The following is a 26,680-nucleotide window of genomic DNA, read 5'->3' as shown; positions in this document are numbered from 1 at the left end:
CAATAGGGCTGTTACACGCCTAAAGTTGCTCCACCATCAACCACCAATTCGTGCATTGTGATTTGGCGTGCTTGATCTGAAAGTAAGAATATCACTGCATTGGCAATATCTTCAGCCTCAGCAATCTTTTGTAATGGAATACCATTTCGGAATTGTTCTAGATTTCCGTTGACAATGCCTGCTGGAGGGCGATCCTCAGTCCATAGTTGTTTTTGCATTTGTGTAAGGGTTGAGCCAGGTAAAACTAAGTTACAGCGAATATTGTGAGGCGCGAGTTCCAACGCGAGATTTTTAAAATAGTGACTCACTGTAGCTTTGGTCGTTGCATACAGACCCATATTCATTCTTGGAATGAGGGCTGCATTTGAACTGATGCTCACAATCGCACCTTCTCTGTGAGGAATCATTTGGTGAGCGACCCAACGACTAAGTTCGGCAGGGCCAATGAAATTTATCGACAAATTTTCATGCCATTGTTCAACAGATGTATTTAATAAAGATCCCATTTCTAAGACCCCCACAGCATTCACTAACCCCGTGATCGTGCCTTTAAAAAGTATAGAATTTTCAATGTGCTGAATAATCTCATTGGTCTTACGAATGTCACAGCTGATGTGGTCTAGATGGTTGAGTGATGCTTCAGGAATTAATTTAAAAAGTTCCCATTGATTGATGGCATCAATCCGATCAATTGCGATGACTTGATGATCCTTCTGCAATAGTTGACGACAAATTTCAGCACCAATTCCTCTGGCTGCACCCGTCACGATATATAAACCCATTTAAGTATCCTTTAATTTTATTAACAAATTGAAACGATAATCATTTTCAATTGGGAATAATAATTATTATATTGGTTGCGTTCAACTCCTAGAGGTTGTCCTTTTGTGAATGTTGAAAGTTTGATGCACGCAGTGTGAACAGATAATCGTGAGAACAAATATGTTGCCAATAGAACCGTCAGTTTTTCAAAATATGATAGGCATAAAAAAGGAAGAGTTAATTGAGGAAGATCAACCTGGCTTCGTGTTCGCAACGCCAACGGGGACCATTTCAAGTAAAAAGTTAATTGAACATATCGAATTTGATCGAGCTTCTCATTTAAATTTTAATCAGCAGCAAGCACAGTGGCTCGAACAAGCAAAATCTACACTACAAAAAAAAATCGAATTAACAGCGAATAAAGATCTTATTTTGGTCGGGAGCTTGCCTTTTGATCATCGAGATTTACCAGAAATCTCGATTGCGGAAGCAAAAAACACATTTGTAAATGAGCGCATTGATCAATCTGCTCAGTCTTCTCTTGATGATCAAGTACAAGCGACTCTCATCCCAACACAAGAGGAATACATTGCTGGTGTCGTTAAATTGGTTGAATTGATGAAGTCATCACCGCTAGAAAAAGCAGTGTTGGCTCGGGCAATTGATCTTAAAACCCAACACAAAATTAATATTATTGATTTATTTTACCAGTTGTTGGCCTCTAATCCTGATGGCTACACATTTGCGTTGGCCCAAAACCCAAAACAATCTGGTTGGTTTATGGGGGCAAGTCCAGAACTTCTCGTTGCGAAGCAAAATGAATATTTGTTTAGCCATCCAGTTGCAGGAACATTAGCACGTCATTCAGATCCAACACTGGATCAACAACAAGCTGAAAAATTGCTTGCTTCGCAAAAAGATCAGCATGAACACGCCGTCGTCATCGAAGCCATTGCAGATCAACTCTCTCCCTTGTGCAAAACGCTCAATATCCCAAAATCACCTTCACTGATTAAAACAGAGGCGGTTTGGCACTTGGCGACCAAAATTCAGGGAACGTTGAAAGATCCAGAGCAACATATCTTTGATGTGGTCTCAATTTTACATCCAACGCCAGCAGTCTGTGGACAACCAGCCCCTATGGCTCGCCAGTTGATTTCGGAACTAGAGCCTTTTAACCGTAACCTTTTTGCAGGAACCATGGGGTGGTGTGATGCCCGAGGGAATGGTGCTTGGGCAGTGAATGTACGTTGTGGGCGTATCTTTGACCATTATGCTCGTCTTTATGCGGGTGCAGGAATTGTTGAAGCTTCACAGCCGAACAGTGAACTGTCAGAAACCATCGTGAAATTTAAAACGATGTTAAATGCATTGGGTTTAGATTCTCAGCACTTAAATCATGGGGGAATAAAATGAATGCGAATGTAAATGACGAGTCTTTACTCTGGGATGGCATCGTGCCATACCCAGAAGAATTCGTAGAGCGGTACATTCAAAAGGGATATTGGAAAGGTCAAACCATTTCAGAGTTTTTTCAAGAATCAGCCCAGAAATTTGCCAATCAGGTGGCATTGATTTGTGGTGATCGCCAGTATTCTTATCAAGAGCTGAATCAAAATATTGAACAATTTGCAGTCTTCTTGACTAAACAAGGCTATGGGCTGGCAGATGCTGTTGTGATTCAAATGCCAAATATAGCAGAGTTTTTTATTGCTTATTTTGCAGCTTTGCGGATAGGGATGCGACCAGTGATGAGTTTACCAGCACACCGTCATGCCGAAGTAAGTCATTTTATTCTGCAAACAGATGCCAAATTGTATATCTGTGCAGATAAGCATCTAGGCTTTGATTACAGATCCTTAGCGCAAGAGTGCCAGCGCAGATGTCCGACTTTACAGCAAGTGATTGTCGTTGGTGATGCAGGCGATTTTGATCCTTGGCCGAATCTTGCATCGTTTAAAAATCATATGGTTTCAAAGCCCAAATTAACGGCTCGCCATGTGGCTTTTTTTCAACTTTCAGGGGGCAGTACTGGCACACCGAAACTTATACCAAGAACACATGATGACTATTTGTATAGTGTTCGTGCCAGTGCAGATATTTGTGAACTTGATACAGAAAGCCGTATGCTTATGGTGCTTCCAATAGCACATAATTTCAGTATGAGTTCGGCTGGTTCATTGGGGCTATTTTATGCAGGTGGAACACTTATTTTAGCGAAAGATCCTTCTCCCCAAACTGCATTTCCACTCATTGAATCGCACTATATCACGCATGTTGCTCTTGTACCTGCATTAGCAGCAACATGGGCTGAAGCTGTTCAAAATGGCGCAACAAATATTTTTAAAAAATTAACGACCTTACAGGTCGGTGGAGCAAGGTTGCCAGATGCTTTAGCTGAAAAGTTGATTGATCAATACCAATGCCGATTACAACAAGTATTTGGTATGGCAGAAGGCTTGGTGAATTACACGCGTTACGATGATCCGAAAGAAGTCATTATAGGTACCCAAGGTTCCCGTATAAGTCCAGATGATGAAATAAAAATCGTCGATGAGGAGGATCACGAGCTGCCATTGGGTGAGGTGGGGCATCTTTTAACTCGCGGCCCTTATACCATTAGAGGTTATTATCGGGCTTCAGAACATAATCGAAGTGCTTTTACCTTAGATGGATTTTATCGCACTGGTGATTTAGTACGATTAACGCCAGAAGGCAATATTATTGTTGAAGGACGAAGTAAGGAACAAATTAATCGTGGCGGTGAAAAAATCGCGACGGAAGAAGTCGAACAGGTTTTAAATCAACACCAACAAATCATCTTGTCTGCCTTGGTTGCACAACCAGATCCAAAGTTAGGAGAAAAAAGTTGTGCATTTATTCAATGGCGACCTAACGATCAAGATGCATCAGAAACAAGGCTGAAACTGCAAATTAGACAATTTGTTCAAGTATACGGTCTGGCGACCTATAAGATCCCAGATCGCATCGAATTTATTGAAGAAATGCCTTATACGGCATTGGGCAAAATCGACAAGAAACAACTCAGAAAACGCCTCACCGAAGACACGATTTAACTAAGGAAATAAAATATGGCAATCCCACGTATTGCAAGTTATCCCATGCCATCTGCTCAAGATTTTCCAGTTAACAAAGTTGATTGGACTTTAGATGCGTCACGGTCGGTTTTATTGGTACATGATGTTCAGCAATATTTTTTAGATTTTTACGATCAGACCCAAGCGCCCATTCCCACATTAATCCGAAATTGTAAAGCCCTTATTGATCAGGCACATGCACTAGGAATTCCAGTCTATTACACCGCACAACCTGGAGATCAGACGCAAGAACATCGTCAACTATTAACGGATTTTTGGGGTAAAGGTTTGTCAGCTGATCCAGCATTGACCAAAATTATTGATCCACTTCAACCAAAAAATGAAGACACCGTGCTGACAAAATGGCGCTATAGCGCATTTAAAAAAAGTGATTTTGAGCAGCAAATCAAACAAGCCAATCGCGATCAATTAGTGATTTGTGGAGTATATGCCCATATTGGTTGCTTATTAACAGCTGCCGAAGCATTTATGTTGGATATTCAAGCATTTATGGTGGGTGATGCCTTGGCGGATTTTAGCCGAAAAGAACATGATCTTGCACTAAAGTATGCGACTGGGCGCTGTGCAAAAGTCATGGATACTCAGACTGTGATTAACGCCTTAGGTCAGGGGCAATGATCATGAATGAATTAAGCATGATTGAGTTAAAAAATATGGTCGCTCATCAATTGAATTTACCTGTAGATGAAATTCAGCAGGAGGATAATTTATTTATGTTAGGACTTGATTCAGTCAGTCTTATGACGCTGGTTGGATTGCTACGTGAAAAAGGCTTTCAAATTGAATTTCAAGATCTGGTGGAGGAGCCAACGTTGAATGAATGGAGTGATCGTCTTAGATTGGATAGAGATTAATGTAAGACTAATGTGCATACCTTGAAAATCAACATATGCACAATCAACGGCCCTAGCCAAAGTACTTATAGCCAAAGGCCATTTTCGTTAAATTATTCGCTAACGTGAGTGGATCTTACATGCAATTAGAAAAATACTATTCTGATCAACAATGGAAAAAAATCCAAAATTTTGCCGAAACAAAGCAAAGCCCTTTTTTAGTTGTTGATTTAGATCAAGTGCAAACTCAATTTATTGAGTTGCAGAATAGCTTTCCAAAAGCCCATATTTATTACGCAGTGAAAGCAAATCCAGGTCGTGAAATTATTCATAAACTTGATCAACTTGGCTCATGTTTTGATGTTGCATCAATTTATGAGTTAGACAAAGCGCTTGAATGTGGAATTCATCCAGATCGTATTTCATACGGTAATACTATTAAAAAAGCTTCAGACGTTGAGTATGCTTACCAAAAAGGAATCCGTTTATTTGTCACCGATGCGGAAGCAGATCTCGCACAAATTGCCGAATTCGCACCGAACTCTAAAGTCTTTGTCAGGGCAATGGTAGAGTCGGGAGGTACAGCAGATTGGCCACTGTCACGTAAATTTGGATGCCATCCAGATATGGCGGTTGATTTAATGGTGAAAGCTAGACAATTGGGTTTAATACCCTTTGGCGTGTCATTCCATGTCGGTAGTCAGCAACGTGATGTCACTGTATGGCGTTCAGCTTTAACGATAGTGAAGCAAATATTTAATACTTTGAAAGACCAATACGGTATCAGCTTACAATTAATCAATTTGGGTGGTGGTTTCCCAGCACATTACTTAGCTGATGTTGACAGTATCCAAAGTTATGCGCATGAGATTCAACGCTATCTCGATGAACACTTTGATGATCAGGTGATATTATTTTTGGAGCCAGGCAGATCATTGGTGGGTAATGCTGGAGTGATTGTTTCAGAGATTGTTCTTATCGCCAATAAATCAGCACATGATGATAAACGATGGGTCTACACGGATGTGGGCGTCTTTAATGGACTAATTGAAACTTTAGGTGAGATGATCAAATATCCTATATACACACCTAAAATGCATTCAGCACCTGAGCATTCAAGTGTTGTGCTTGCAGGCCCGACCTGTGATTCTACTGATATCATGTATGAAAAAGTGCCTTATCAGTTACCTAAAAACTTGAGCATTGGAGATCGACTCTATTGGTTAAGTACTGGAGCTTATACAACCTCTTATGCTTCGGTCGAATTTAATGGTTATCCACCTTTAAAAACGTTCTATTTAGATTGATTTAAGGAATGGTGCTATGTGGTTGGTAGTCAGTCGCTCAAGCTGCGAGCCACATAGCCTAACCCTCCCAGAAGCGTTATCATAATGCTAAAATCTTGATGGGTAGGCTCATGAAAATCGTTGCAGATGAAAATCTCGCATTCACAGATTATTTCTTTTCAGAATTTGGCGATATTGATAATAAAGCTGGTCGTACCTTAAAGCATGAAGATGTGGTCGATGCTGAAGCCTTATTAGTACGTTCTGTGACGAAAGTGAATTCTGCGCTCATTCAAAATACTGCATTAAGCTTTGTTGGTAGTGCAACGATCGGAACAGATCACTTGGACATTCCAGCAATTGAACAGCAAAATATTCAATGGTCAAATGCTGCAGGATGTAATGCCCAAGCTGTTTCTGAATATGTTATTACGGCGTTATTAGCTCTAAATCCTCATTTGCTAGATGCAGAACAAGATTTCACTTTAGCCATTATTGGACTGGGTAATGTCGGTTCACGACTCGCACATATGGCGAAATTATTGGGATGGAACGTCATTGGGGTTGATCCTTTTGTACAAAGAGCAGATATTCAGCAAGTCACTTTAGATGAAGTTTTTTCGAAAGCAGATGCAATTTCTATCCATGTGCCATTAACCACTTCAGGGATGCATGCAACCCGACATATGTTTAATGCTGAGACCTTAAAAAAGCTTAAACCATCTACATTTTTAATTAATTCTGCCCGTGGTCCAGTCATTGAAGAACAGGCTTTGATTGCAGATATTCGAGCAACAGGTCGTAAAGTTGTACTAGATGTCTTTGAGCATGAACCAGTCATTACGGAAGAGTTACTGGATCTTGTGCAATTGGTGACACCTCATATTGCGGGGTATAGTCTTGAGGGTAAAGCGCGTGGTACCCAGATGATTTATGATGCTTTCTGTCAGCATTTCGGCCATCAACCTTTAAAACAGTTCGAAACCCAATTGCCTACATGTGAACAATATTTTAACAATAGTGATCTCAAGCACACGCTGAAAACTCAATTAAACCATATCTACGATATCTTTAGAGATGATCAGAACTTAAGAGCATGCCTCAAAGATGGGAAAGTAGATCAAGCCTCATTTGATCAATTACGCAAAACCTATCCATTACGCCGTGAATGGGCTGCTCATGGAGGGCCGCAAGCATGACTGACTCTCTGAGCTATTTACCAACTTGCGATTTTGCTGCCATGAAAGCCAGAGCGAAGATGTATCAACAGATTCGCCAATTTTTTTTAGAACGTGATGTTTTGGAAGTGGAAACTCCAATTTTATCTCATGCTGGAGTAACCGATGTCCACTTGGCATCAGTTGAGGCAAGCCGTCATGTGCATGGTCATTTGAAAAAGCACTATCTTCAAACTTCACCAGAATTTGCCATGAAACGCCTGTTAGCAGCAGGAGTAGGGCCAATTTATCAAATCTGTAAAGTTTTTCGTGATGATGAACATGGCCGTAAACATAACAGTGAATTTACCATGCTTGAGTGGTATAGACCTGATTTTAGTCTCAAAGACTTGATGTTTGAAGTTACAGATTTACTCAATGTCACTTTGGCACATCGTTTTGGCGAAGTGCGACCTACGATTTTAAGTTATAAACATGCATTTATAGATCGCTTAGATCTTAATCCACTTAAATCCACATTAGAGGAATTAAAGGATTGTTGTAATCGTGTTGGGTTAAATCTAGATCTGGGTGATGATCGTCTAGGATATATCGACCTGTTATTTTCGCATATGGTGGAACCGAGCTTAGGTTTTGATACGCCTGTATTTTTAACGGATTTTCCACCAGAACTTGCATCTCTTGCAAAAACTCGAGTTGATGAAGATGGGGAATTGGTTGCAGCACGTTTTGAGCTTTACATTGAGGGCTTAGAGTTAGCAAATGCTTATGATGAGTTGATTGATGCAGATGTATTGCGTTCTCGTTTTGAAGCTGATAATGCTGAACGCGAAAAATTAGGCTTAGATGTTATGCCAATAGATGAAAATCTCTTAGCCGCATTGCCTAAAATGCCAGAATGCTCAGGTATCGCATTAGGAATCGATCGTTTACTGATGGTGGCAACAGAGAAAATGAAATTAGAGCAAGTGATTACATTTCCTGCTGATCGCTCATAAGATTTTTTATCCTCAGGATAATGGACGATCTTGAGGAGCTAATATTTTGACAAATGTCGTGCTATACGCTTTAAAACCGTGATTTAAATAAAACTGATGTGCAGGTAATCGTTCAGCACGATTACCACTACTGACCACAATTTTTTGAATACCTTGTTGACTGGCTATATGTTCAACGTGAGCCAACAGTTTTTGACCAATCCCTTTATCGCGATGCGCCTGATCTACAATGAGTACTAGAATGCGAAAATACGGATCAGCACATTCACATGATATTTCTTCAACAAAACCAATATATGCGACAACTTGTCCATGATCGATAAATACTAGGGTTGTATAACGCTCCTGGGCTTGCAACCTCATCAAACGTTCTTTCATAACTTCTGTTTGAGTTGGATAGCCGAGTTGGGTAGTCAATTCAGCGATCGCTGCAACATCATGGTTTGAATCTACAGGTCTAATCAGCATTGTCGTGGCTCTTAAAAACATGATTTATAAGTATGAATTGAAGTATGTTTAAATAATCTAATCTTTCATGTATTTTGTTTAGATAAATTTAATATTTTATCTTCTAATATTCGATTTAATTCATCTTTCCAACGTGAAGTTTTAAAAAAAATAATCATAGGCGACTATATGTCTTTTTCTATATTTATATCCTTTGTTCTATATTCATTTGTGACATCCATAACACCTGGACCTAACAATTTGATGGTCGCAACTTCAGGAGTGAACTTTGGACTCCGTGCGACTTATGGACACATTTTAGGTGTAGCAATCGGTTTTGGGGTCATGGTGATTTTGGTTGGTCTAGGAATTGGTACATTACTGAGCCAAAATCAATTGGTTTACGAAATTCTAAAGTTGATCGGTATTGCTTATTTAATCTATTTAGTGATTAAGATTGCTAAATCAGGCTCAGTTGAATTAGATAAAACTCAAGCGAAACCCATTACTTTTTTGCAAGCTGCATTATTTCAATGGGTCAATCCAAAAGCTTGGATTATGGCAATGGGCGCGGTGACGACTTATTTAGCTGCAGGCAGTGAATTTTATTGGTATATCATTTTGGGTGTTGTGTTTGGGTTAGTCTGTATTCCATGCACGGGAGCTTGGGGAATACTCGGAGAAAAATTACAAACTTTGGTGCGTACGCCACAGCATCTAAAGATCTTCAATTACAGTATGGCGCTATTATTAGTGGCTTCGATCATTAAACCAATGATTGATTCTTTTAAATATTTTCAACAATCATTCTTTTAAAATACGATTACCTCCTGAGCTTCAGGAGGTAAATATTATGTATTTACAATGGATTGATATTTTTCTCGGTGCATTGACAAAGCTTCAATTCTTTTTTGGATCAGCATTTCACCAATATCAGGGCCTTTGATCTCAGGCGGTAAATCAGATGCTTTAATTGAACGAACAATCTGTACTGCATCTAATACATATTTTGCTTGAGGATATTCACGGTCTTCGAGACCTAAGCGACCTTTGGCATCACATTCACATGCTTGTACAAAAGCCTCAACACGTTCAGGACGGCGTAATACATCTAAACGTTGTAATAGACGCCAAAGTGTTCCTGGTTTTAATGTAAACGCCTGATGGCATTTAAGATGTTCTTTGCACACCGCAATAGCCAATTGTTTGGTTTGGGTCGGAACTTTAAGACGTTCACATAAATCAGTCACGGGCTGAACACCACGTTCCTCATGCATGATATGGCGAGGTAACTCATCTTTAGGCGTGAGTGCTTTACCCAGATCATGCACTAATACTGCGAAGCGTACATCCATCGAGTAGTCTGCTTTACAAGCTTGTTGTAATGACATCAAGGTATGAATACCACAGTCAATTTCAGGATGGTATTCAGGACGTTGTGGTACACCAAATAATGCTTCGATTTCTGGAAAGAGGATTTTGAGAGCATCACACTGACGAAGGACTTCGAAGTAAATATCAGCATCACGTTCCATTAAAGCACGAGAAGTTTCTTTCCAAACACGTTCAGGCGTAAGTGCTTGCAATTCACCAGAATCAGCCAAATTTTTCATTAAGGCTATGGTTTCTTCAGCTACTTTAAAACCATACTGATGATAGCGAGCTGCAAAACGGGCAACACGCAATACTCGTAGTGGATCCTCTGCAAAGGCATCAGAAACGTGACGTAAAATGCGTTGATTCAAATCTTGATGACCATGATAAGGGTCGAACAACTCACCATCTTCATTCATGGCCATTGCATTGATGGTCAAATCACGACGAATTAAATCATCTTCAAGGGTTACCGAGGGATCGGTAAAAAATTCAAAGCCATGATAACCATGCCCAGATTTACGCTCAGTACGAGCGAGGGCGTATTCATCTTTAGTTTCGGGATGTAGAAATACAGGAAAATCTTTACCAACAGGTTGGAAACCTTGGTTTAAAAGTTGTTCTGGTGTTGCACCGACAACGACATAATCTTTTTCGTGATAGGGGTGTCCGAGCAACTGATCTCGCACTGCGCCGCCTACTAAATAAACTTGCATAAAAAACCTCTATTCTTAGCACCATCATGCATCAGAATAGAGGTTTTCTCAAGTCACAAAACGTGCCCTAAATAAAGGATTAGAGCGCGTTTTTTTCCTCTTCTTGAATTTCTGCAACAGTTAATGCAGTCATATTCACAACACGGCGCGTAGTAGCTGTTGGTGTTAAGATATGAACTGGCTTAGCCGCACCTAATAAGATTGGACCGATTGTTACATTATTTCCTGAAGTTGACTTCAACAGGTTGAATGAAATATTTGCAGCATCTAAATTCGGCATAATCAATAGATTCGCAGAACCTTTGAAGCGCGAGTTCGGGAATGCAAAGCTACGGATATTTTCATCAAGTGCTGCATCTGCATGCATTTCACCTTCAACTTCAAGTTCAGGTGCGATTTCAGAAAGGATTTCATACACTTTACGCATTTTTTGAGCGCTAGGGTCAGTCTGATCAGAACCAAAACTTGAGTGCGACAACAATGCGACACGTGGAGTAATACCGAAACGACGGACTTCATCTGCTGCTAATATAGTCATTTCAGCAAGCTGTTCAGCCGTAGGGTTACGATTGATGTATGTATCTGCAATGAACAAGTTGCGATCTTCGAGCATCAACGCATTTAACGTAAAGAAAGTGTTATGACCTTCTTTTAAACCAATGACATTGCTCACGAAATCTAAATGAATATCGTAGCTAGAATACGTACCACATAGCATACCATCTGCTAAGCCGTGACGTACTAACATCGCTGCGATCAGGGTCGAACGACGACGTGATTCACGTTGTGCATACTCAGGTGTTACCCCTTTACGCATCATCAGATTATAGTAATCATCAGCAAACTTTTCGTAATCAGGATTTGTTTCTTGATCAACGATAGTGATATTCACACCATTTTCTAAACGTAAACCTAATTTCTTAATATTCGCTTCGATGACAGCAGTACGACCCACCAAGATCGGTTTTGCCAAGCCTTCGTCTACTGCAATTTGAACAGCACGAAGAACACGAAGATCTTCACCTTCCGCATAAGCAATACGTTTAGGATCAGTTTTCGCTTGAGCAAAAATTGGTTTCATCATAAATGCTGAGTTGTAAACGAACTCAGAAAGACGCTGATGATACACGGAGAAATCTTGGATTGGTCGAGTCGCTACACCAGAATCCATCGCAGCTTTTGCAACAGCAGGAGCAATTTCAAGAATCAAGCGTTGATCTAGTGGGCGTGGAATTAGGTAATCACGTCCAAATGATGCAGACTTTTCACCATAAGATGCAGCGTCAGCTTCTACATGCGCCATACGAGCAATTGCGTGTACACATGCAATCTTCATTTCTTCGTTAATGGTTGTTGCACCTACATCAAGTGCACCACGGAAGATATATGGGAAGCAAAGCGCATTATTCACTTGGTTCGGATAGTCTGAACGACCCGTCGCCATGATCACATCATCACGAACTTCATGTGCATGCTCAGGCAGAATTTCAGGATCTGGATTAGCAAGCGCGAAGATGATTGGATCCTTCGCCATGACTTTGACCATTTCTTTAGTCAAAATACCCGCAGCTGATAGACCAAGGAACATATCTGCACCAGCAATCACATCAACAAGCTGAGAACCTTCAATATCTTGAACATAGCGTTTTTTAGAGTCGTCTAAGCCTTCACGTTTAGTGGTGATCAAACCGCGAGAGTCAGCAACAATGATATTTTCTTTTTTAGCACCTAATGCACAAAGAAGATCTAGACATGACAATGCAGCTGCACCAGCACCTGATGCAATGATTTTGATGTCTTCAATCTTTTTGCCATTTAATTGCAAAGCATTTAAAAGTGCTGAGCCTACAATGATTGACGTACCGTGTTGGTCATCATGAAAGACTGGAATATTCATGCGCTCACGAAGTTTCTGTTCAATATAGAAACATTCTGGAGCTTTGATATCTTCGAGGTTAATCCCCCCGAAAGTCGGTTCAAGAGCAGCAACGATATCTACGATTTTATCTGGATCGTTTTCTGCAATTTCGATATCGAAAACGTCAACGCCTGCAAACTTTTTGAACAGGACGCCTTTACCTTCCATCACTGGTTTTGAAGCGAGGGGACCAATATTACCCAAACCGAGTACTGCAGTACCATTACTGACGACTGCAACTAGGTTACCACGCGCAGTATACAGCGCTGCTTTAGAAGGGTCTTTTTCAATTTCCAAACATGGCACTGCAACACCTGGGGAATATGCTAATGCTAGATCATGTTGGTTGACGAGTTGCTTACTCGGAGTAACGCTGATTTTTCCTGGTGTTGGAAATTCGTGGTAGTAGAGTGCTTGCTGTTTTAAAGATTGATCGTCCATCTGAATCCCAGTAATTACAATATTCCAGCTTTGCTGGTTTTTGGTTATATCACTTGGAATATACCACTAGTTGCGCAGTGATCACAGTTAAAAGTCGAAATTTCATACATATTTAGGACTTTGGTCTTGAGATTAAGGTGTTTGTGATAATTGCACTTCATTTTTTAAATATTGAGTGCTATCAATCGCATTTAGGGGCTTTGAAAAATAATAGCCTTGGAAATAATCACAGCCCTGTTTTCTTAAGTATTCGATTTGTTCAAGGTCTTCTACACCTTCAGCAACCAATTTCATACCCATCGCTTTACCCATGGAAATAATCGCATCGACAATAGCATTATTTTTACGAGTGCCAATCTTTGAAATAAAGGCGCGATCAATCTTGAGTGTATCAATAGGATAGTCGGCAAGATAAGCAAGGGAAGAATAGCCTGTACCAAAGTCATCTAGTGCGATTGAGAATTTTTTATTTTTAATTTGATTGAGGAGATCAAAAACATGTGAGGATTTGTCCAGTAAAGACGACTCCGTCAATTCAAACTCAATGTATTGGGGTTCAAGTGCATATTTCAGAATGGCTTGATCAATAAAATTGAGAAATTCCCCACGATGGATCTGTTGCGCCACGACATTAATAGAAATTTGTAACTTATCAAATCCTAATTCATGCCATATTTTAAGTTGCTTACATGTCTGGAAAATAACAAATTTTCCGATATCTGAGATCAGACTAGTCATTTCAGCAATCGGTATAAAACGATCTGGCATGATGATGCCATACTTTGGATGATTCCAGCGGATTAATGCTTCAAAGCCGCTCACTTGCATCGTTTTACTTTCGATCTTAGGTTGATAGTAAATTTCTAAGTCCTGATTTTTTATAGCAAGTCGTAAATCTCTTTCAAGCTCAATGTCACTGCCAAAAATGGATTCAGGCTTGTTGTCATAATAATAGGCTGTGCTGCCCCCTAGTTTTTTTGCTTCTGTTAAAGCGCTTTCCGCGTGACTATTTAAGCTACCAATTTGTCTACCATGATTGGGGTAAATTGCGATACCCAGTGAGACATGAATCATGTGTTCTTGCCCATCGATGATAAAGGGTATTTCAAAGGCCTCAAGGATCTGATCGACGACTTGTTGGATCGTGTAATGACTATGATTTAAGTTGTAAATCATAGCAAAGTCATCATTATTTAAATATGAAATCAGAACAGCTTTAGAACAGGTATATTTCAGTCTTCGGGAAACTTCTTTGAGAACTTCATCTCCAGTTTGATGATTAATAAACTCATTAAAATGTCTAAATCGATCAATGTTAAGACGAATAATAGAAAAATGGCTCAGAATTTTAGATTTACTAATTAGATACTGGTGTAACTGTAAATTAAAATAAACACGGTTAGGTAAATCTGTAAGTAGATCGTAATTCTCTAAGTAGGCCATTCTTTCAAGATTTTGTTTCCGTTCAGTCAAATCTGAAATGATGCCTACATAATTTAAAATTCTATTTTTATCATCACGAACTGCATTGATATGCAGCCACAAGGTTAATATCTTTCCTGAAATAAATTCTTCTGTGACCTCAGCATCATATTGTCCGGTGAGTAACACCGTTTGAGTTATATCGGCGTGATGTTGGCTGAGTTGGGATGTGGAAGATTTGGTAATATCAAAGATGTGTTTTGAGATAATATCCTGCGGTGGGATGTTGACCAATTCACTAAAATAAGGATTAACTTCTAAAAAACACAAGTTATTGTCTAAAACGAAAACTCCTTGGGCCACTTGATTAAATACATTCGAAGCTAATTTCAATTTTTCTTGTGCTTTTTTTTCACTCTCAATGTCTTGGAAAATACCCACCATTTTAAGAGGTTTATTATTTTTAGGATCACGTGTAATAACTCGACCAATATCTTTAATCCAGAACCACTGATCTTTTACTTTAGTTCTATAATGTGCTTCAAAACGTTCAGTATTTCCTCTTAAATGTCTACGGAGCTCTTTACGATAATTTTCTTGATCTTCTGGGTGAATAAAATCGTTAATTTGATCAGTAGCACTTTGGTAGTGTAAAACCTGATTACCATATTTAATTCCTGAAATTTCAATGGTTCTTTTCTCAATATTCCATAGCCAAGATGAAATTCCAGCAGTTTCATGCGCAAAATCGAGGTTAGCTTGATGGTGCTGCAGTCGATCGTTGATCTTATTAATATCGTAGGTTCGTTCAATTACTTTTTGTTCGAGTAATTGATTATGCATTTGTAATTGGCTTTCAATTTCTTTGGATTTTTCAATCTCATTTTTTAGCTTTTCTTGGAGAAGTGATGACTCCATAAGATGTTTTCTAGATTCAGATAAATAGAATTTATTGTGACTATTTAATATTCCAAGACGGCGGTACATCTTATGGGTAAGGAGAGCGCAAATAAGTAATACACCAAACCAAATATTAAAGATTAAACTAAAAACATCAGGAGTATTATCTAAAAAAAGGAAATTGGAGAGGACTATGGCCGAAGCTGAAGGCAAAAAAACATAAAGGAAGTATCGTAAACGCTGCGATAGAAATACAATAGCAAAAGTATAAACAATAGATAACATTAACCCAGCTAAAGTCAACATATGTATATCTTTGACTTCTGGATTATGTTCGGGGATAAGCTGTAATACGGTATAAATACCAATAGCTAGACCAGCTCCAGTAATTAAGCAAACCAATTGTGCCCACATGTCTAAGTTAAAAATACTAATTTGATTAGATTTTTTAAAAAAGAGGGTAAAGCAAAAACAGATTAAAAGAATGGTGGTGAATATAATGAGCCAAATGGTATAGGGTATTGAAAAGCTTTTGAAATAAAAGAAGTAAATAAGTTGATTATAGATACAGGCAAAGAGCACCCACGCTAAAAAAAAATGCAAATTAGAAGTCGCACTTTTGATCTGGCTATCGAGTACAGAGTTGGAAACATGCTCTCCCTGAACTTCACTCATAACTGGCAATACCTTAATTTTCTTTCTACTTTATTTGAATTATTTTTGAGTACGAACTTAAAAAAATATAAATTTAGCGCGACAACTCTTTTCTCATTAAAGTACTGTCTAATTGGATGAAAATCAATTCTATTGTGAGTTAAATCACGGAATTTTGAGAAAATATTTATTAAAATTTGTAATTTAAGATCGATAAAGCAACCACTGGTGCAGTTTCTGTACGTAAAACACGTTCACCAATACACCAATTGATAAATCCATGCTGATTTGCAGATTGGATTTCAGCTTCACTTAATCCACCTTCTGGACCAATTAGTAGCGCTATATTTGAGGAGGCATCATTTAACACATCGACCTCATCTTTATTGGGGGCTAAGACTAATTTTGTTTCAGGGAGTGTGCTATTTAACCATTGTGCCAAAGGGAGTGGAGCTAATATTTTTGGAACAATATTCAATCCACACTGCTCGCAAGCGGCAATTGCTACACCTTGCCAATGATCTAGTTTTTTCTGATCGCGGTCGTACTTTAAACGCATTTCGCAACGTTCAGAGGTGAGAAGTTGAATCTCAGATACGCCTAACTCGACCGCTTTCTGAATAGCATAATCCATGCGATCCCCTTTACTCATCACTTGACCAAGTAAAGCTTTGAATTTTGGAGTGCGATTTTCTGGATGGAATGAATTAACCCAGACCGTTGCAGATTTTTTAGAAATTTCGGTCAACTCAACGGCGTATTCGCCACCTTGACCATTAAAGAATATTGCCGTATCACCGACTTGCGCACGGAGGACTTTAACCCAATGATGAAATACCGTTTCAGTCAAATCAACTGAAGTTTCAACATTTAAGTCAGCTTCGATAAAAAAACGTGGCATGTCAGGCTTACTCTAAAGAAAAAAATTAGACTTCATCAATAGACATCTCAAAGGTCAATTTTATGAACATTTAAGCGTAAATTGATGAAGTCAGCTAGCTTATGCGAGACCGAGGTCTTTCACAAGTTGACGAGTTGGATCAGTTGTATTCATCGTATAAAAATGCAGACTTGGTGCACCACCTGCAATTAAGCGCTCGCAGAGCTTCACAATCACTTCATGACCAAAGGCTTTAATTGAAGCAGTGTCATCACCATAAGCCGCAAGTTGCTTACGAATCCAACGAGGGATTTCGGCACCGGTACCATCCGCAAAACGAATGAGATTGCTTGCATTGGTAATAGGCATAATGCCTGGAGCAACAGGAATATTCACACCTTCTTTTTGAATGCGCTCTACAAAGTAAAAATACGCATCTGGATTAAAGAAGAATTGAGTTAAGGCTGCATTTGCACCTGCATTGGCTTTCTCACAAAAGCGTTTGATGTCTAAATCAAAGCTATCTGCTTGTGGGTGCATTTCAGGGTAAGCCGCAACTTCAATTTGGAAGTGGTCACCCGAATGTTCACGGATAAAGCGTACTAAATCCTGAGCATACGGTAATTCACCTAAGCCAACTTGACCGGAAGGTAAGTCACCACGTAGTGCAACAATACGGTCAATCCCTTGAGATTTGTATAAATCTAAAAGTTCAGCGATCCGTTCTTTGCTATCACCAATACAAGAGAGGTGAGGAGCAACAGGCGTACCTTTACCATTAAAATCAGCTAAAGTCGAAAGTGTACGTTCACGTGTAGAACCACCTGCACCATAAGTCACAGAGAAAAACTCTGGATTAAGCAGCTGAAGTTCTTGGTGAACAACTTTAAGTTTTTCCGCACCTGCATCAGTTTTGGTTGGGAAAAACTCAAAAGAAATTGGAATCTGTTTAGACATGTTCAAATCCTTTGTACTTATTTCAGCAAAATAGAATTCAAAGAAAAGCAGGCTGTTCAGCCTGCTTGTTCAAAGATTAGTATTTATAAGCGTCAGATTTGAATGGACCTTCAACAGCAACCCCAAGGTAGTCCGCTTGTTCTTGAGTTAATTGAGTCAGAACACCACCGAAACCTGCAACCATCGCTGCTGCAACTTCTTCATCTAATTTCTTAGGAAGAAGTTCAACACGGATCGCAGCTTGTTTTTGGTCTTCAGGAAGATCAGCAAATTTCTCTGCGAATAAGTGCATTTGACCTAAAACTTGATTCGCAAAAGAACCGTCCATCACGCGTGATGGGTGACCAGTTGCGTTACCAAGGTTCACTAAGCGACCTTCAGAAAGAAGAATCAAGTAATCATTTTCATTTTCTGAACGATATACTTGGTGAACTTGTGGTTTAACTTCAACCCACTTATAACCACGTAAGTAGTTGGTATCGATTTCAGTGTCGAAGTGACCGATGTTACAAACTACTGCACCTGCTTTTAATGTATCAAGCATTGCAGCGTCACAAACGTGGTAGTTACCAGTTGTTGTTACGATTAAGTCAGTATTTAAAAGAAGGTCAGCGTTAACGTCTTCTTTTTTACCTGTTTGTACGCCATTCTTGTATGGAGAAACTACTTCATAACCGTCCATGCATGCTTGCATTGCACAGATTGGATCGATTTCAGAAACACGTACGATCATGCCTTCTTGACGAAGCGATTGCGCAGAACCTTTACCTACATCACCGTAACCAATTACAAGTGCACGACGACCAGATAACAGCATGTCAGTTGCACGTTTGATGGCATCGTTTAGAGAGTGACGGCAACCGTATTTGTTGTCATTTTTAGATTTAGTTACTGAGTCATTTACGTTGATCGCAGGTACTTTCAATGAACCGTCTTTCCACATTTCGAGAAGACGTTGAACACCTGTTGTTGTTTCTTCAGTAATACCGTGGATTTTTGCGAGTACTTCTGGGTATTTTTCATGAACAAGCGCAGTTAAGTCACCGCCGTCGTCCAGAATCATGTTGGCATCCCAAGGCGTACCATTTACATTAATTTGTTGTTCAAGACACCACATATATTCTTCTTCAGTTTCGCCTTTCCAAGCAAATACTGGAACACCAGAAGCTGCAATAGCTGCAGCAGCGTGGTCTTGAGTTGAGAAAATGTTGCAAGATGTCCAACGAACTTCAGCACCAAGCTCTACCAAAGTTTCGATAAGAACAGCTGTTTGGATTGTCATGTGGATACAACCCAAAATTTTAGCACCAGCAAGTGGTTTAGCCGCAGAGTAACGCTTACGCAGACCCATAAGGGCTGGCATTTCAGCTTCTGCAAGTTTGATTTCTTTACGGCCGTAGTCAGCAAGTGAAATATCGGCAACTTTATAATCTGTAAATGAAGCATTAACCGCGTTCATCACGATCTCCTTATAAAAAACAAAAATTGATCATTATGTTCGCGGATGCCGTTGTTGGTCGATCTGAGCAGATTGACCGATCGTCGAGCCTGGCGCTTTTACATTTTGTACTTGTAAAACGTCGCAGCATCCCTCGACTAGGGCAGTATTGTACTTCTAAACTTGCGAATTTCCAATGTTAAGTTGGTTATTGGTGATTCAAAGTATTTCAATTAAATCGCGTCAACTTCAGATTCCGATGATATTAGAGATTTTATTTTCTGTGCTTTTTCAAAGTGGTCAAGTTTATGTTTCATGATCCACCAATGAGCTACTTCCATGAGTGCATCGGGGTCATTATTTTTATTTGAAAAGAAAGCATAAAATGACAAACCTATTTTTTATTTTTAACTAAAAAGAAAAACCTACCCAAATAAGCATAGTTAAATGAGGGGATTTTAAAAATCATCGCTCTTGCCCAACCTAAAAAATCCATAATTAAAGTAGCGCTTAGGCCTAAAGCTAAAATGTAAATTAAAATATTCATGAAAGGATGACTCTCTAATTTAAGTCATGCTAGTGTGCAACTTAAAGCTAACTTGAAGTCAAGGTGCATTAATGGAAATAGATATAGGTGATCTAGCTGATCGGACAAATACTTCAACTGCCACGATTAGGTTTTATGAATCAAAAGGACTTATTCGATCTATTGGAAGGAAAGGGCTTAGAAGACAGTATTCATCCCGAGCAATACAAAATATCTCATTAATCAAGATCTTCCAAAATGGTGGTATGACGCTGAGCCAAATTAAAAATATGGCAATTGATCATGAAAAAATTAAAATTAAAAGAGATCAAGTTAGGGAAGCAAAAAACGAAATCAAAGATAAAATTGAGACTTTAAATAACTTACTCTTAATTTTGACACACGTTGAAAAATGTCCATACGATGACCATTTACAATGTCCAGACTTTTTGAAACTTTTAGATGAGTGAGCTTGAATTTTGTATTTAATTTCTTAAATTTTGAAGAAGATTATTTGTTATAATTGATAGCTCAATAAATAATATATATTTTTGATGGAAATTCTCGAAGAACTCGCCAATCTAGAAGCCAATGCTGGTATTTATGCCGTATGGATGCTCTTTCAACATCTTGGGTTAGACCCAGATATTGAACAACTTAAAGAAGTGTGTGGTTATGTAGAGGGTGATGGAACGACCACGATCGGTCTAGCTGTGGGACTTAAAAAATTTGGCTTAGATGTGGAATTTACCACAGATGAAGACAATGCACTTCAAGAGCAAGAAAAGCTAAGTTATTTAGAAGCTGAAAAACTTGCGCTAAAAATATCCCCCGCAATCAGCTATCAAGATATTCAAATCGCATTTGATGTCAATAAGTTTGTGATCGTGTATTACGATACTTTAGAAGGCATTGGTAATCATTCATTGGTATATGACATCAATGAAGAAGAAATCTGCTTTTTTGATAGCTTTGAAGCAATGCCGAAAAAAGTATTTGAACAGCAAAGGGCAGTAGATGGGATTTGTAGACAAGCCATCATCGCTGAAGTTAATTAATATCTTAAAGTATGTTGCTATTTTAAGGTATGTTATAGTTTAAAAAGATCTAAAGTAGCTCAATAAAAAGCCTTCAATCATGAAGGCTTTTTGATGCAAAGAAAACGTGATTTCTCTTAAGTGCTTGATTGAGCCTTTTCCTGCCAATAATCAGCTTTTTCCTCGTTGACATCCACACCTAAACCATGTGCATAGATGGCAGATAAATCACGCATTGCTTGAGTATCACCAAGTTCAGCGGCTTGAGTCACCAATTCAACAGATTTTTGTACATCTTTTTCGACCACATTACCACGACGGTAATAACCTGCGAGCTCTAAAATCGCAGCAGCATGTTGATGTTTACTTGCTTGCGTGAGCCAGTTAAAACCGTACTCAAAGTTTAGTTTTGCATCTTCAGGATCTTCTTCTAAAACTTCTTTTGCATAATGGGTATAACCTTCCCCTAACCAGTACATCGCTTCGACATGACCCAATTGACCAGCACGTAAAGCCCATTCTTCTGCAAGCGCAATGTCTTCATCGTGTTCACTCGTCATATAAAGTTCAGCAAGTTCAAATTGAGCAGCGGCATTACCTGCATGAGCACGATTTTCGAGAGCAATCGGGACGGTAACACGTTTCGTCATAGTGGGATTCCATGGCTTCAAAGCGAAGCAAAAAAATATTAAATTACTCCCTTATTATACTGTAAAACTGATCCAAAGCTTGAATAGTATGGTTTGAGCATATTCACTGAGATATTTTGTAGATGAATTACAAATTCAACCATAGGTAAAAACTATAGATGTGCGACGTAAATTAAGGTTTTTTGATGGAATTGAAGTAAACGTGACAGTTTTTTAAATTTCATAAGACCTTCGCATAACTTTTTCCTATGCTGAAAATCCTCTCTAATGCGAATATTAGAGGAGATTGACCATGTCACAGACCAACACTTATTCAGCAGATGTGATCGTACTTGGTGCAGGCCCAGTCGGTTTAACGATGGCGAACGGCCTTGGCCTTGCGGGCTTAAAAGTAAAAGTGATTGAACAGCTCGATCAATTGATTGATTATCCTCGTGCAATTGGTATTGATGATGAATCTCTAAGAACAATGCAATCGATTGGCTTGATCAACAAAGTATTGCCGCATACCACTCCCGATCATGCGATGCGTTTTCTTACGCCTTCAGGCCGTTGTTTTGCAGATATTCAACCTAAAACACGTGAGTTTGGTTTCCCTCGTCGTAACGCATTTGTACAACCTTATGTTGATGCAGAATTATTGGAAGGTTTAGAACGTTTTGATGATGTGGAAGTACTTTTTTCTCGTCAACTTCAAAGTTTTAAGCAGACTGAAGATCAAGTTGAAGTTCAAATCCAAAATAAAGATAAAACAATTGAATATATAACTGCAAAGTATCTAGTGGCATGTGATGGAGGTAATAGCTACGTTCGCCGTATGTTGAATATTCCTTTTGAAGGTAAAACTGCACCAAACCAATGGATTGTTGTCGATATTGCAAACGATCCATTGGCGACACCACATATTTACTTATGTTGCGATCCAGTACGTCCATATGTGTCAGCGGCTTTACCACATGGTATCCGTCGTTTTGAATTTATGGTGATGCCAGGGGAGACGCAAGAGCAACTTAGTCAACCTGAAAACATGGCTAAACTTTTATCCAAAGTATTACCAAACACTGAAAATATCGATGTGATCCGAAATCGTGTTTATACCCATAATGCACGTATTGCCAGTAGATTTAAAGAAGGGCGTATCTTACTTGCGGGAGATGCAGCGCACATTATGCCAGTATGGCAGGGACAGGGTTATAACAGTGGAATGCGTGATGCGTTCAATTTATCTTGGAAACTGGCTATGGTCGTACAAGGTAAAGTAGATGCTAAAGTTCTAGATTCTTATCAAGAAGAGCGTCATGATCATGCCAAAGCGATGATTGATTTATCTGTTACAGCAGGCCATGTGCTAGCTCCGCCTAAAAAATGGCAAGGTACTGCGCGTGATGCTATTTCATATGTTCTAAATTACATTAAACCAGTTAAACAATATTTGTTGGAAATGCGCTTTAAGCCAATGCCACAATATAAATCTGGTATTTTGGTTGGACAGGTCAATAAGACATCACCAATCGGTAAAATGTTTATTCAACCTAAAATGCAAGATAGCACAGGTCATGTGAAATTACTGGATGATTTTATTGGTCAAGGCTTTGCTATTATTGCTTGGGGAGTAGATCCGACTTGGGGACTCACACCAACAAGTATTCAAAAATGGAAAGCATTGGGTGTGAAATTTATTAAAGTCGTTCCACCTGAACAATTGAATACTGATGCTCATGATGATGAAATATTGACACTTGGGGATACGGAGCATGCGATTCGAGCATGGTTTGGTCGTACTCAATACTCGATGGCATTTTTAAGACCAGATAAATTTGTCGCTGGTTTAAGTATTCCTCAGACGAGCGAAGAGCTCAGTCAAAAACTGTTTGATAAACTTGGCGTTTAATCAAAAAGTTTAAGACTAATCTAAAAGAAAACCTGCAAATTTGCAGGTTTTTTATTTTTAAAATAGCGTTCAAAGTTTTAAAAAATATGACAATGAAAGTGTTGGCTTAGAATATTTTTCACAGTTTGCAAATGCTTACTTTGATCTTGTTTTCTGAAACTCAAATATAAGCTGATATTCGGTAAATCGATTTCAGTTGACTTAATTAAGACATTTTCACTGAGCAAGCTTTCAACATATTTTGGAACAATGGTCCAACCGACTTGCATCGCTACAAGATTAATATTCATTAAAATGTTACTCGAGTATTGAGCAACTTGAATAGATGTATTTAGAGCTTCAAAAATGTTTTGAATTTTATGGAACAAAATCGGTGAGGCAGTTTCCTCGCTCATGATAAATTTTTGGGCAATTAAATCCTGTTTTGAAATACAGTCTAAATGCGCATGGCCTGAATGACGAGGAATCAGCAAGATCAGAGGCTCACTGAACAATTCGATAGAGGCAATATGCTCATCATCGATACATTGGCGAGTGAATGCGACATCAATTTTTTGATCACGAAGTGCTTGGATTTGATGTACACAGCTCAAACTATGAAATTGAATATCTAAATCAGGCTGTTGTGCACGAATAATAGGCATGACATAAGGAAAAATTTTCATTTCTGCCACAGGTAAAAAACCAATATTTAATTTATTTTTCTTGGTATTCGCCATAATTTGAATCTTGTGTTTGGCCTCTTGAGCAAGTTTCAATATATGTCGAGCATCTTTTAAAAAAGTTTCTCCTTCCTCTGTGAGCGATAAGCTTCTGCTTTTACGAATCAGCAGGGATGTACCTAATTCCGCTTCAAGGTCTTTAATTTGCTGGCTTAAAGAGGGCTGCGCTATAAAAAGTTTTTCTGCAGCACGCGTAAAATTAAGTTCTTCGGCAACTGAGACGAAATATTTCAAATGTCGAAGTTCCATGCGTGCCGATCCTTAACCGCCATAATAAATGAGGTTGATTATACGTTTGAATTGCTAGAACTTCAGCGTGATTCACGTTTAAAGCTAATTTAAGAAGAAAAAAACCGACCCATATTTAAATGAAATATTGGTCGGTTTTTTTATCAAGTAGAGTATTTAAATGATGAGGAAGATCAAGCTGATGAATCCAATAAAGGATACGCCCAAAATGATTTTTTTCATTTGTGACTCAAAATAGGTCAGACAAAGTGCAACAAAAAGCGCAGCGAATGTCAGTACACCAATCCAATAACTCATCATATTACTGACTTGTCCTTTGCTCATGCAGAGGATAAGCCCTAACGACAGGAATCCCCATCCAACCATTGAGGCTATTTTCTGGTGTTTAGCACTCAATGTTTGACCAAAAATTTGTTTTTGATGCTTTTGCATTGCACTGGCTAAACCTATAAAACCTAAAGTACAAACTGCCCAAATGAGGAGAAAAAAGCTCATGGTGATTACCCCTCTACCTTAGGTAAAACTTGACTCTTTTTTAATGGAGTTCCTTGATGATTTTGAACTTTGTAAAGTGCAAAATAAAAAACCACTGCTAAAACTAGCATCGCCAGATCGAACGAAGCGATAACCCATTGACCGTGAGCTATAGAACGCCATAAAGGTTGACCACCTGTGATAAAGTTTACAAGCGGAAGTAAAGCGAAAAGCAGGGTAGCGAGACCCAGTAATTCAAGCCAAGCTTGGCGATGGGTGCGAAAAACAGCATAAACAAGTGTGAAGAGCCACACAATAAAGAATGTACGGATTTCCCAGTTTAAACGCATTTCCATGTTGGCAGGGATAAAACGGTTTGCATAAAAATAAGCTGCACAAGCAATAGGTAAGCCGATAATCGCAGCGATGTTGGTAATCTCGACCGTACGATACCCAAAGGATTTATAACCTTGTTTCGCTTGTTGAGGTGCACGTTTGACGCACCATAAAATTAATCCTGTTGCGACCATTAGCGTGCCAACGATACCGGAAAAAAAGAGTATCCAACGTAAGGCTAAATCAACTCCTCGTGCTTCATGTAGAACAGTGGCAACATTGTAAATGCCATTGGGAATAGAAGGATTTTTGAGTTGAGTGGAATCATCTGTAATGTTTTGACCTGTCACACCATTGAAGTCTAAAGTTTCATATACGCCACGATGAGCGATACTTGCGCCGTGTAAAGCACGTAACTCAATGGTCGCCTTCGATGTATTTGGTGCTTTAATTGTGATCGAACCAATCGGATTGTTTTTCCACTTCGCTTCAGCTTGAGTGAGGATCGGAGCAATATCTGTAAGTGGTGCAGGTTCAGCTTTTCGATCTTGGTTGCGCGTACGTCGACTTTCACCTCGATTCTTTCTCTCACCATCCATTTTGTTAGTATGTTCATTTGATGCTGACTGCGTACCACGAGCCTCAATTTCTGTACGCGCATTCATCATCGAGCGCTGATTTCCTTGCGGTTGATCAGTACGAGTCTGCCCTTGTGGTTCTGCTGGTTTTTGAATTAAGGATTTTCGTTGGTCTTGTAGAAAGGCGCCACGATTGTCATAAATTTGCTGTACCCCCCACGGCATGATGGTAAACAATAATAAAAGTAAACCACTAAAAGTGATCATGATATGAAAGGGGAGTGCGAATACAGCTGTTGCATTATGTGCGTCTAACCAAGAACGCTGTCCTTTACCTGTTCTAAAGGTAAAGAAATCTTTAAGGATTTTCTTATGGGTGATGATGCCACTAATAATTGCAACAAGCATAAACATGGTTGCTATGCCCACAATCCAACGTGACCATATACGTGGCATTCCGTATAATTCAAAATGGAAACGATACAGAAAACTACCCCCACGGGTTTCACGGGCTTCTAATACTTCACCTGTGGCACTGTCAATCGTCACACGTTTACCACCGCGACGAGCATTGGGATCTTCTCCGACACTCCGGATATTCAGTGTGGTGTAATTTTGACGAGCATTGGGTAATTGAATTCCCCAGCTCCCTGCATCAGCATGATTATTCTGCAAATATTGCAGAGCCACTTGCGTCTGCTCGAGTTGAGATTGGCTTGGAATCGATTGGTGATACTCGGGCTTCATCCATGTACTGATTTCTGCTTGGAAAAAACTCAAAGTACCAGTTACAAAGATGGCATACAGCAACCATCCTAGTATCAAACTAGCCCAAGTATGTAACCATGACATAGACTGGCGTGGGCCTTCAGCTTTGGCATCACTTCTCATGAA

The 26,680-nt window shown here is 39.2% G+C and carries 24 protein-coding genes and 1 pseudogene; 11 read left to right on the top strand and 14 right to left on the bottom strand.

Translation table 11 applies throughout. The features are described from left to right. Positions 1 to 11 precede the first annotated feature (11 nt). Entirely contained in the window at positions 12 to 782 is a 771-nt protein-coding gene (locus tag AC1M9I_RS03660) for an SDR family oxidoreductase (protein ID WP_481594169.1), read from the bottom strand. A 160-nt stretch (positions 783 to 942) separates the two neighbouring features. Between AC1M9I_RS03660 and AC1M9I_RS03655 the strand changes: the two genes are divergently transcribed. From AC1M9I_RS03655 to epmA, 7 genes are all read left to right on the top strand, one after another. Further along, complete coding sequence (locus tag AC1M9I_RS03655; protein ID WP_481594170.1) at positions 943 to 2,178, top strand: isochorismate synthase; 1,236 nt, start codon at positions 943 to 945, stop codon at positions 2,176 to 2,178. After that, complete coding sequence (locus tag AC1M9I_RS03650; protein ID WP_481594171.1) at positions 2,175 to 3,839, top strand: (2,3-dihydroxybenzoyl)adenylate synthase; 1,665 nt, start codon at positions 2,175 to 2,177, stop codon at positions 3,837 to 3,839. The genes AC1M9I_RS03655 and AC1M9I_RS03650 overlap by 4 nt, the downstream gene beginning before the upstream one ends. 15 nt (positions 3,840 to 3,854) lie before the next feature. Continuing rightward, positions 3,855 to 4,499, top strand: a complete 645-nt coding sequence (locus AC1M9I_RS03645; RefSeq protein WP_481594172.1) for an isochorismatase family protein — start codon at positions 3,855 to 3,857, stop codon at positions 4,497 to 4,499. 2 nt (positions 4,500 to 4,501) lie between these two features. After that, on the top strand, positions 4,502 to 4,735 hold the full coding sequence (locus AC1M9I_RS03640; RefSeq protein ID WP_481593149.1) for a phosphopantetheine-binding protein: 234 nt from the start codon (positions 4,502 to 4,504) through the stop codon (positions 4,733 to 4,735). Positions 4,736 to 4,854: 119 nt separating this feature from the next. Continuing rightward, a complete protein-coding gene (locus AC1M9I_RS03635) occupies positions 4,855 to 6,021 on the top strand; it encodes a type III PLP-dependent enzyme (protein WP_481591300.1) in 1,167 nt (388 codons plus the stop codon). 110 nt (positions 6,022 to 6,131) lie between these two features. Next, complete coding sequence (locus AC1M9I_RS03630; protein ID WP_481594173.1) at positions 6,132 to 7,199, top strand: 4-phosphoerythronate dehydrogenase; 1,068 nt, start codon at positions 6,132 to 6,134, stop codon at positions 7,197 to 7,199. Beyond that, positions 7,196 to 8,176 (top strand): EF-P lysine aminoacylase EpmA, encoded by a 981-nt coding sequence (gene epmA / locus AC1M9I_RS03625; protein WP_481594174.1) that lies wholly within the window; start codon positions 7,196 to 7,198, stop codon positions 8,174 to 8,176. The genes AC1M9I_RS03630 and epmA overlap by 4 nt, the downstream gene beginning before the upstream one ends. Before the next feature lie 12 nt (positions 8,177 to 8,188). Here epmA and AC1M9I_RS03620 read toward each other — a convergent pair whose 3' ends face one another. Then, complete coding sequence (locus AC1M9I_RS03620; protein WP_481593146.1) at positions 8,189 to 8,644, bottom strand: GNAT family N-acetyltransferase; 456 nt, start codon at positions 8,642 to 8,644, stop codon at positions 8,189 to 8,191. A gap of 168 nt (positions 8,645 to 8,812) precedes the next feature. Between AC1M9I_RS03620 and AC1M9I_RS03615 the strand changes: the two genes are divergently transcribed. Beyond that, entirely contained in the window at positions 8,813 to 9,439 is a 627-nt protein-coding gene (locus AC1M9I_RS03615; protein ID WP_481594176.1) for a LysE family translocator, read from the top strand. A 35-nt stretch (positions 9,440 to 9,474) separates the two neighbouring features. Here AC1M9I_RS03615 and AC1M9I_RS03610 read toward each other — a convergent pair whose 3' ends face one another. From AC1M9I_RS03610 to AC1M9I_RS03575, 8 genes and pseudogenes are all read right to left on the bottom strand, one after another. Next, positions 9,475 to 10,713 carry a multifunctional CCA addition/repair protein gene (locus AC1M9I_RS03610; protein ID WP_035266499.1) on the bottom strand — a complete coding sequence of 413 codons (1,239 nt, stop codon included), beginning with the start codon at positions 10,711 to 10,713 and terminating at the stop codon, positions 9,475 to 9,477. Between the two features lie 79 nt (positions 10,714 to 10,792). Next, the gene (locus AC1M9I_RS03605) at positions 10,793 to 13,072 is read right to left on the bottom strand and encodes an NADP-dependent malic enzyme (protein WP_481594177.1); all 2,280 of its coding nucleotides are present in this window, start codon (positions 13,070 to 13,072) and stop codon (positions 10,793 to 10,795) included. 132 nt (positions 13,073 to 13,204) lie between these two features. Further along, positions 13,205 to 16,069 (bottom strand): EAL domain-containing protein, encoded by a 2,865-nt coding sequence (locus AC1M9I_RS03600; protein WP_481594178.1) that lies wholly within the window; start codon positions 16,067 to 16,069, stop codon positions 13,205 to 13,207. A gap of 169 nt (positions 16,070 to 16,238) precedes the next feature. After that, positions 16,239 to 16,949, bottom strand: coding sequence for a 16S rRNA (uracil(1498)-N(3))-methyltransferase (locus tag AC1M9I_RS03595; protein ID WP_481594179.1), 711 nt, complete (start codon positions 16,947 to 16,949; stop codon positions 16,239 to 16,241). A 99-nt stretch (positions 16,950 to 17,048) separates the two neighbouring features. After that, positions 17,049 to 17,885 carry a methylenetetrahydrofolate reductase [NAD(P)H] gene (gene metF, locus AC1M9I_RS03590; RefSeq protein WP_035266512.1) on the bottom strand — a complete coding sequence of 279 codons (837 nt, stop codon included), beginning with the start codon at positions 17,883 to 17,885 and terminating at the stop codon, positions 17,049 to 17,051. Positions 17,886 to 17,961: 76 nt separating this feature from the next. Next, positions 17,962 to 19,344 (bottom strand): adenosylhomocysteinase, encoded by a 1,383-nt coding sequence (ahcY, locus tag AC1M9I_RS03585; RefSeq protein ID WP_004814998.1) that lies wholly within the window; start codon positions 19,342 to 19,344, stop codon positions 17,962 to 17,964. 212 nt (positions 19,345 to 19,556) lie between these two features. Beyond that, positions 19,557 to 19,721: pseudogene (locus AC1M9I_RS03580) on the bottom strand (DUF6500 family protein); the annotation flags it as partial. Then, positions 19,718 to 19,870, bottom strand: coding sequence for a hypothetical protein (locus AC1M9I_RS03575; protein WP_481610710.1), 153 nt, complete (start codon positions 19,868 to 19,870; stop codon positions 19,718 to 19,720). The pseudogene AC1M9I_RS03580 and the gene AC1M9I_RS03575, both read right to left, overlap by 4 nt. 71 nt (positions 19,871 to 19,941) lie before the next feature. Between AC1M9I_RS03575 and AC1M9I_RS03570 the strand changes: the two genes are divergently transcribed. Together AC1M9I_RS03570 and AC1M9I_RS03565 are read left to right on the top strand one after the other, a co-directional pair. Beyond that, on the top strand, positions 19,942 to 20,319 hold the full coding sequence (locus tag AC1M9I_RS03570; protein ID WP_092766006.1) for a MerR family transcriptional regulator: 378 nt from the start codon (positions 19,942 to 19,944) through the stop codon (positions 20,317 to 20,319). An 84-nt stretch (positions 20,320 to 20,403) separates the two neighbouring features. Then, positions 20,404 to 20,907: a cysteine peptidase family C39 domain-containing protein gene (locus AC1M9I_RS03565; protein WP_481610709.1), complete on the top strand. Its 504-nt coding sequence runs from the start codon at positions 20,404 to 20,406 to the stop codon at positions 20,905 to 20,907. A gap of 116 nt (positions 20,908 to 21,023) precedes the next feature. Here the strand turns inward: AC1M9I_RS03565 and AC1M9I_RS03560 are convergent, their stop codons facing one another. Further along, entirely contained in the window at positions 21,024 to 21,536 is a 513-nt protein-coding gene (locus tag AC1M9I_RS03560; protein WP_035265647.1) for a tetratricopeptide repeat protein, read from the bottom strand. Positions 21,537 to 21,828: 292 nt separating this feature from the next. On the opposite strand from AC1M9I_RS03560, the gene AC1M9I_RS03555 reads away from it, so the two are divergent. Then, positions 21,829 to 23,427, top strand: coding sequence for a bifunctional 3-(3-hydroxy-phenyl)propionate/3-hydroxycinnamic acid hydroxylase (locus AC1M9I_RS03555; RefSeq protein WP_481610708.1), 1,599 nt, complete (start codon positions 21,829 to 21,831; stop codon positions 23,425 to 23,427). A 77-nt stretch (positions 23,428 to 23,504) separates the two neighbouring features. Here AC1M9I_RS03555 and AC1M9I_RS03550 read toward each other — a convergent pair whose 3' ends face one another. From AC1M9I_RS03550 to AC1M9I_RS03540, 3 genes are all read right to left on the bottom strand, one after another. After that, complete coding sequence (locus AC1M9I_RS03550; protein ID WP_481610707.1) at positions 23,505 to 24,398, bottom strand: LysR substrate-binding domain-containing protein; 894 nt, start codon at positions 24,396 to 24,398, stop codon at positions 23,505 to 23,507. A 156-nt stretch (positions 24,399 to 24,554) separates the two neighbouring features. Continuing rightward, on the bottom strand, positions 24,555 to 24,893 hold the full coding sequence (locus AC1M9I_RS03545; RefSeq protein ID WP_481588494.1) for a DUF3325 domain-containing protein: 339 nt from the start codon (positions 24,891 to 24,893) through the stop codon (positions 24,555 to 24,557). Between the two features lie 5 nt (positions 24,894 to 24,898). Continuing rightward, the gene (locus AC1M9I_RS03540) at positions 24,899 to 26,677 is read right to left on the bottom strand and encodes a PepSY-associated TM helix domain-containing protein (RefSeq protein WP_481610706.1); all 1,779 of its coding nucleotides are present in this window, start codon (positions 26,675 to 26,677) and stop codon (positions 24,899 to 24,901) included. Positions 26,678 to 26,680: the final 3 nt, after the last annotated feature.

It is taken from the genome of Acinetobacter sp. ANC_7553 (genome assembly GCF_056779895.1).
This window is presented reverse-complemented; position numbering and strand designations above follow the sequence as displayed.